The sequence below is a fragment of the Streptomyces sp. NPDC033270 genome, assembly GCF_055576575.1.
In genome coordinates, this window is sequence record NZ_JBVIRA010000026.1 from 25,252 (window position 1) to 33,792 (window position 8,541).

Here is an 8,541-nt window from a genome sequence, read left to right on the forward strand (position 1 = left end):
TGGGTACTCGGCTGCCAATGCGGCCCGTGGGAGAGGGCAAGGACGCATGAAAGAACAATCACCGATATCGCTGACGGCATATCAGCGGGACATCTGGGTCGCTGGTCGCCAGGAACCGGAATCACCCCAGTTCAATTGTGTACTCCATGAGCGACTACAAGGTGACGTGGACCACGAAGTTCTTGTCGGCTGTGTTGAGCGCGCATTATCCCGCCACGAGAGTTTCCGGCTGCGCTTCGGCGAAAACGCCGGCACGCCCCATCAGTGGGCCGCGCCCGAAGGCGTCCGGGTCGAGCGGCTCGACCTGACGCAAGAGCGCGAACCGGCCGCGGCGTGCGACGCGTGGATGCGGCGATCGCTGTCCCGCGCCCTGCCGCTCATCGACCGGCCGATGGTCGAGGCGACCCTGCTCCTGCAGAGCCCGACCGTCACCCACCTGCACATCAAGGCGCACCACATCGTCGCCGACGGCTGGGCGGTCAACCTGCTGAGCCGGGAAATCCTGGAGGACTACGCGCGGGTGACCGGCGGCCGCGAGGACGCCGGCCCCGCCCCGTCCACCTACCTCGCCTTCGTCGAGGAGGAGGCCGCCTACCGGGCCGGCGCCGAAGCCGACCGCGACCGGGCCTTCCACCGCGAGGCCCTGGCCGGCGTGGAGCCCGCGCTGTTCACCCGTTCCGGACGCACCGGCGAGCGCTCCCGGCACTCCTTCGTGATCGAAGGCGCGCTCGTCGAGCGGATCCGCGCCGCCGGCTTCTCACCGTTCACCTACCTGGCCGCCATGTTCGGCAGCTATCTGACGCGGGTGCACCGCAGCGCGGAGGCCGTCCTCGGCATCCCCTTCCTCAACCGGCCCGACGAGCGGCACCGGGCGGTGCCCGGCCACTTCGCCAACACCCTGCCGCTGCGGGTCGCCGCACACGGCGGCCGGACCGTGCGGGAGGTGGTCACCGAGACCCAGCGCGCGACCCGCGACCTGCAGCGCCACGAACGCCTCTCGCTCGGCGACGTACTGCGCGAGCTGCCCACGTCCGCCGAGGGCCCGCGCCGGCTCTTCGACGTGCAGATCTCCTATATGCGCTGGCCGCGCCCGGACCAGATACCCGGCGTCGACCGCCAGACGGCCATGATGGCCCCCTCGCACGAGCAGGACGCGCTCAGCGTCGTCGTCTCCGCCTTCGACGACACCGCCGACCTCCACATCGACCTGGAGTACGCCTGCGACGTCTTCGACGAGGACCTCCCGATCACCTCGGTCGCCGGTCACCTCAAGACGCTCGTCGCACAGGGCCTGACCGACCTGGACCGTCCGCTGTCCGACGTCGGAATGCTGGCGCCCGCCGAGTACGACGACCTCACCGCCGTACGCAGCCACGGCCCGCGGGTGCCCTACGCCCACCACGCCACCCTCCACGCGCTGTTCGAGGCGCAGGCCGCCCGGCGCCCCCGGCAGACCGCCGTCATCGGGGCCGCGGGGGAGACCCTGACCTACGCCGAACTCGACGAGCGGGCCAACCAGGTCGCACGCGCCCTGCGGGCCGAGGGCGTCGGCCCCGACGACCGGGTCGCCCTCATGCTGGAGCGGGGGCCCAAGCTTCTGGCCGCCCTCCTCGGCGTCCTGAAGTCCGGTGGCGCCTATGTGCCCGTGGACCGCGGCTACCCTGCCGAACGCGTGGCGTTCCTGCTGGCGGACAGCCGAGCCAAGGTCGTGATCGTCGACGGCGACAGCCCCGTCACCGAGGCCGCCGAGGGGATGACCGTACGGCGCGTCGACGACCTGCTGCAGGGCAGCGGCGCCCCGCTGGAACCGGTCGCCACCTCCCGCGACCTGGCCTACGTCATCTACACCTCCGGTTCGACCGGCCGCCCCAAGGGCGTGATGGTGGAACACCACAGCGTCGTCAACCGGCTCGCGTGGATGCAGCGCCGCTACCCGCTCGGCGAGCACGACGTCCTGCTGCAGAAGACGCCGGTCTCCTTCGACGTCTCCGTGTGGGAGCTGTTCTGGTGGGCGATCGAGGGCGCGAGCGTGGCGCTGCTGCCGCCCGGCGGCCAGCAGGACCCGCGCGAGATCCTGCGCACCATCCGTGAACAGCGGGTCAGCGTCGCACACTTCGTCCCCTCGATGCTCGGCCCCTTCCTCGACCTCTTGCAGGAATCGCCCGAGGCTCGCGCGGGCGCCCGTTCCCTGCGCCAGGTCTTCTGCAGCGGTGAGGCCCTGCCGCCCGCCCGCGTCGAGCAGTTCCAGCGCGTCTTCGGCCCGGACCATCCCGCGCGGCTGGCGAACCTCTACGGCCCGACCGAGGCGACCGTGGACGTCTCGTACCACGACTGCCCATCCGATCCCGCCCGGCCCGTCACCCGGGTGCCCATCGGCCGGCCGATCGACAACACCCAGCTGTACGTGCTGGACACCGACGGCCGGCCACAGCCGGCGGGGGTCGCCGGTGAGCTGTGCATCGGCGGCGTCGGCGTGGCCCGGGGCTATCTGGACCGCCCCGAACTGACCGCCGAGAAGTTCCTGCGCGACCCGTTCGTGCCGGAGGGCCGCATGTACCGCACCGGCGACCTCGCGCGGTGGCTGGCGGACGGCACCCTGGAGTACCTCGGACGGATGGACGGCCAGGTCAAGATCCGCGGCAACCGCGTGGAGCTGGGCGAGGTGGCGGCCGCCCTCGGCTCGGTCCCCGGCATCCGCGACGCCCTCGTCGTGGACCGCACCACCGCCCGCGGCACACACCTGGTCGGCTACTACGTCGCCGACACCGCGCACGACCCGGTCCGGCTGCGCGAGCAACTCGCCCGCACCCTGCCCGGCTTCATGGTCCCGGCCTACTTCCTGCCGATCGACGCCGTTCCGCTCACGCCCAACGGCAAGGCCGACCGCCGGGCACTGCCCGCGCCTGAAGACGGCCCGCACCCCGGGGACCCCGCGGCGCGCGAGACGGCCCGTACCCCCGTCGAGGCCGCGCTGGCCCGGATCTGGGCCGAGGTACTGGGCCGGGAGACCGTCGGGGTGCACGACGACTACTTCGCGCTCGGCGGCGACTCGATCCTGATGCTCAAGGTGCGTGCCGCGGCCGAGGCCGAGGGCCTGCGCTTCTCGCTCACCGACCTCGTCCGCAACCCGACGGTCGCGCAACTGGCCGCCAAGACGGGCGACGCCACCGGGCACCGGGGCGACGCCGCCCCCGCACCCTTCGCCCTCGTCTCGCACGTGGACCGGGCCGGCCTCGAAGGCGCCGAGGACGCCTTCCCGCTGACCCGGCTCCAGCTCGGCCTGCTCTACCACAGCCGCCGCCACGAGACCTCCGCCACCTACAAGGACGTCTTCCAGTACACCCTCGAACTCCCCTGGGACGAGGACGCGTTCCGCGCGGCGTTCCAGCGGCTGGTGGCGCGGCACCCGGCGCTGCGCTCCGCCTTCGCCCTGGCGGGCTGCTCCGAGCCGCTCCAGGTCGTCCACCCCGAGGCGCACGGCGGCCTGGACGTCGCGGACCTGCGCTCCCTCGAACCCGGCGCCGCCGACGCCGAGATCCGCCGGCACATCGAGGAACGCCGCCGGCACCCCTATGTCTTCGACCGGGCGCCGCTGTACCTCTTCCGGGCCCATGTCCGGCCCGAATCCGTCGACCTGGTCCTCAGCTTCCACCACGCGCTCCTCGACGGCGGCAGCGTGGCCACCCTCGTCGGCGAACTCCTCCAGGACTACGCGCACGGCCTCGGCCTGGGCACCGGCCCCGTCGACACCCCCCGACTGCCCTCACCCGCCGCCCACGTACGCGACGAGCAGGAGGCCCTGCGCTCGGAGGAGACCCGGCGCTACTGGCGGCAGAAGCTGGCCGGCAGCGAGCCCCTGCAGATCGAGGCGTTCGGCCCGCACCTGACGGGCGGCGAGGGCGCCGAGCCCTCCGCGCGCCGGGTCGAGCTGCCCGACGCGCTCACGGCGCGGGTGCGGCACTTCGCGGCCGAGCACACCGTGCCGGTCAAGTCCGTGCTCTTCGCCGCGCACTGCCTGACGCTGGCGATGCTCGCCGGCACCCGCGACATCACCACCGGACTGGTCACCCACGGGCGGCCCGAACTGGCGCACGCGGAGCGGATCGCCGGCCTCTTCCTCAACACCGTGCCGCTGCGCCTCGACGCGGACCACGACAGCTGGCTCGACGTGGTGCGCGAGGCCTTCCGGCAGGAGCAGGACGGTCACGACCACCGCCGGTACCCGCTCAGCGCCATCCAGGAGGACCACGGCGGCCCGGTCCTGGACACCGCCTTCAACTACGTCCACTTCCACCAGCTCGCCGAGATCCTCCACCTGCCGGGCCTGCGCCTGCGGGACTTCCGGACCTGGGAGGAGACCAACTTCCGCCTCCTGGTCAACGCGGTCACCGAACCGGACGGCGGGCGGGTGTGGCTGCGCATCGACTGCGACGGCGGCACGTTCTCCGCCGACCAGGCCGACCTCTTCGCCGACGGGTATCTGAAGATCCTTCGGCAGCTGGTGGAAGAGCCGTACGCCGAACCCGACTTCGCCTTTCTCGCCCGGCCCGCGGCCCTCGCCCGGCCCACCACCGCGCCCACCGTCGTGACCCGCTTCGCCGACCAGGCCGCGCGCACCCCGCAGGCGACCGCCCTGGCCGTGGGCGAGGAGCGGTGGAGCTACCAGCGGCTCGCCGAAGCCGCCGGGCACGTGGCCGGCCGGCTGCGCGCACTGGGCGCCCCGCGCGAGGCCCGGATCGGCATCGCCATGGACCGGTCGCCGCAGACGATCGCCGTGATCCTGGGCGTCATGCGGGCCGGCTGCGCGGTGCTGCCGCTCGACGTCGGCTACCCCGCGCACCGACTGGCCGCGATGCTGGAGCAGGCCGAGCCGTTCCGCGTCATCGCCCACGCCCCCTACGCCCACCTCGCGGGCGACCCCGCACTGGTACTGCCCGCCGAATCGGTGACCGAGCCGTCCCCGGAGTCCGAGGGCGAGCCGGCGGATGCCGCCCCGGGCCGGGACCTCACGCCGGACCACACCGCGTATGTGCTGTTCACCTCCGGCTCCACGGGCCGGCCCAAGGGCGTCGCGATGCCGCACCGCTCGCTGGCCGCCCTGGTGGACTGGCAGATACAGGCCCCCAGTTCGGCCGCCGGCGGCGCGACGCTCCAGTACGCCCCGCTGAGCTTCGACGTCTCCTTCCAGGAGATCTTCTCCACCCTGTGCTCGGGCGGTGCGCTGCACCTGGTGAGCGACGGCGAGCGGCGCGACATGCCCGCACTGCTGCGCCGGATCGACACCGAGCGCATCGAGCGGGTCTTCCTTCCCTATGTGGCGCTCCAGCAACTCGCCGAGACCGCAGACGCGTTGGGCATCACCCCGCGCGCCCTGCGGGTGCTGATCTCGTCCGGCGAGCAGCTGCGGGTGACCGGAGAGATCCGCCGGCTGTGCGCCGCACTCCCGGGCGCCGTGTTGGAGAACCAGTACGGGCCGACCGAGACCCATGTCGCCACCGCCTTCACCATGGCCGGGGACCCGGCCGCGTTCCCGGCGCTGCCGCCCATCGGGTACCCCATCGACGGTGCCGAGGTGCACGTCCTGGACGACCGCCTGCGCCCGGTTCCCGCCGGTGCGCGCGGTGAGGTCTACCTCGGCGGCGCCTGCCTGGCCCACGGCTACGAAGGCCGCCCCGACCTGACCAAGGAGCGCTTCGTCCCGCACCCGTTCGCCGGCGAGGGGCAGGTCCTCTACCACACCGGCGACCTCGGCCTGGTGCTGTCCGGCGGCGCCGTGGTCTACGCGGGACGCGCCGACGCGCAGGTCAAGGTCCGCGGCTTCCGCGTCGAGCCCGCCGAGGTGGAACTGGCCCTCACCGCCCTCGCCGAGCACTACCCGCAGCTGCGTGACGCCGCGGTCGTGGCACGTCAGCGCGAGAACGGCGACACCTTCCTCGCGGCGTTCCTCGTCGGCGACGGCGCCGAGGAGGACCTGCCCGGCATCCGGGAGCGGCTGCAGTCCACGCTGCCCGAGCACATGGTGCCCTCGCATCTGCAGTGGACCCCGCGGCTGCCGCTGACGCCCAGCGGCAAACGGGACGACGCCGCGCTGCGCAAGGCACCGCTGACCACGGCCGCCGGTCCCGACGAGGTCGCCCCCCGCGACGACTACGAACGCGCGCTCGCCGAGATGATGGCGGACCTGCTGCACCTGCCGTCGGTCGGCATCCACACCGGCCTGTTCGACCTGGGCGGCACCTCGCTGACCGCGATGCGGCTGGTGGTGCAGATCGAGCAGCGCTACGGGGTGACCATCGCCCTGTCCGAGTTCATCGCGGCGCCGACCGTGGCCGGACTCGCCGCCCGGCTCCGCAACGGTGACGCGGTCGCCGCCTTCGACCCCCTGGTGCCGATCCGCCCGAACGGCAGCCGCCCGCCGCTGTTCATGGTCCACCCCATGGGCGGCAACGTGCTGTGCTACGTCCGCTTCGCCCGCCATCTCCCGGCCGACCAGCCGCTGTACGCACTCCAGGCGGCGGGCGCGGACCCTGGCACCACGCCGCTGCTCAGCGTCCAGGAGCTCGCCGCCAGCTATGTCACCGCACTGCGCAAGGTGCAGCCGCACGGCCCGTACAACATCGGCGGCTGGTCCTTCGGCGGCTTCGTGGCCTTCGAGATCGCCCGCCGGCTGCGCGCGGCGGGGGAGGAGATCAACCAGCTGGTCCTGCTGGACACCACCGCGCTGAGCCCGGGGCCCCGTACGCAGCACGACGACGACGCCCTGCTGGGCTGGTTCTTCTGGGAACTGCTGTGGCTGGAGCGCGGCGGCGGCTCACCGGTGGAGGCGATCCCGGCGGAACTGACCACCGTCGAGGAGAAGTTCGACTTCATCGCCCGGCTCGCCGGCGAGGCCGGTGTGCTGCCGGCCGGCAGCTCGGGCGCCGTCATCCGCCGCCTCTTCCACGTCTACCAGGCGAACTGGCAGGCGGCCCTGGACTACCGGCCCCGCGACGAGCACCTGGAGCCCACCCTGATCCGCGCCATGGAGCCGCTGCCGGACGTCCTCGCCGAGATGCACGGCGCCGCCCGGACCCGCCACCAGGACGCCCGCAACGGCTGGAGCACGATGACCGACGGCCCCATCAACGTCGTCAGCGTCCCCGGCGACCACCTGACGATCATGGAGGAGCCGTACGTGGAACACGTGGCGAAGACCGTCGCCGACCTGATCCGGACCGACCGGTCCGCAGCCCGTGAGGAGAACTGACCAGATGTCCCACAACCGTGTGAAGGCCCTCGTCGCCGGAGCCGGCATAGGCGGCCTCACCTGCGCCGTCGCGCTGCGGCGAGCCGGCCTCGACGTGGAGGTGTTCGAACGGGCCGGCGAGCTGCGCGCCGCCGGATCCGGACTGTCGGTGATGAGCAACGCCATCGCCGCGCTCGCCACCCTCGACATCGACCTCGGACTCGCCAAGCGCGGCCGGATCGTCGAGTCGTTCACCATCCTGGACCACCGCGGCGAGCTCATCAGGGATCTGCCGTTCAAGGAGGCCTGCGACAAGGTGGGCGAGCCCAGCGTCTGCCTGAGCCGCTCGGACCTGCAGGAAGCCCTGCTCGACCAGGTGGCGGACCCGATCCACCTCGGCGCGGCGGTCACCGGCTTCGACTCCGACGACACCGGCGTCACGGTCCGGCTGGACGACGGGCGCGAGGTACGCGGCGACCTTCTCATCGGCGCCGACGGCTTCCACTCGGCCGTCCGCCGGCAACTCGTGGGACCGGGGGAGGCCTCCCAGGACAGCGGTTACGTCTGCTGGCTGGGCATCGTCCCCTTCCAGCACCCCGTCATGGCCCCGGGCGCCGTGCACCACTACTGGGGCAGCGGACAGCGTTTCGGCCTCATCGACATCGGCCACGGCCGCTACTACTGGTGGGGCACGAAGGAGATGCCCGCCTCCGAGTCCCACGACTGGAACGGCACCAAGGACGACATCACCCTGGCCTACGCGGACTGGGCCGAGGAGGTCCGGGCGGTGATCGATGCCACCCCGCGCGAGGACATCCTCGCCTTGCCCTCCCGCGACCGCGCCTTCCTGGAGCGGTGGGGAGCGGGCCGGGTCACCCTGCTCGGCGACGCGGCCCACCCCATGCTGACCACGCTGGGGCAGGGATCGTGCATGGCCATCGAGGACGCCGTCGTCCTGGCGCACACCCTCGCCGAGCCGGGTGCCGCCGCGGACCTGCCGGGCGCCCTGCGCAGGTACGAGGACCGGCGGCGCGACCGCACCCGGATGATGGTCGACGCCTCCCGCTCGCTGAGCGACATCGAACAGGCGGCCACCCCCGCCGAACGGCAGGCCCGTGACGACTACTTCCGGCTGACCTCCCGCGAGGAACTCGCCCGCCGGAACGAGGAGGCCATGACCTTCCCCGGCGTCTAGCCGACCGGACCGCATCGTGCGACGGCACCGGGGGGGGGGACGGGGGGGGGGGGGGGGGGGGGGGGTGGTTGGGGTGGGGGGGGGGGGGGGGGGGGGGGCAGGGGGGGGAAGAAGAGAAAAG

At 72.9% G+C, this 8,541-nt stretch carries 2 protein-coding genes; both read left to right on the forward strand.

What is annotated here, in order from left to right; genetic code table 11:
• Nucleotides 1-46: 46 nt before the first annotated feature.
• The gene (locus tag ACZ5XZ_RS30220) at nt 47-7,246 is read left to right on the forward strand and encodes an amino acid adenylation domain-containing protein (RefSeq protein ID WP_468983615.1); all 7,200 of its coding nucleotides are present in this window, start codon (nt 47-49) and stop codon (nt 7,244-7,246) included.
• A gap of 4 nt (nt 7,247-7,250) precedes the next feature.
• Nucleotides 7,251-8,420 carry an FAD-dependent monooxygenase gene (locus ACZ5XZ_RS30225; protein WP_468983617.1) on the forward strand — a complete coding sequence of 390 codons (1,170 nt, stop codon included), beginning with the start codon at nt 7,251-7,253 and terminating at the stop codon, nt 8,418-8,420.
• Nucleotides 8,421-8,541 lie beyond the last annotated feature (121 nt).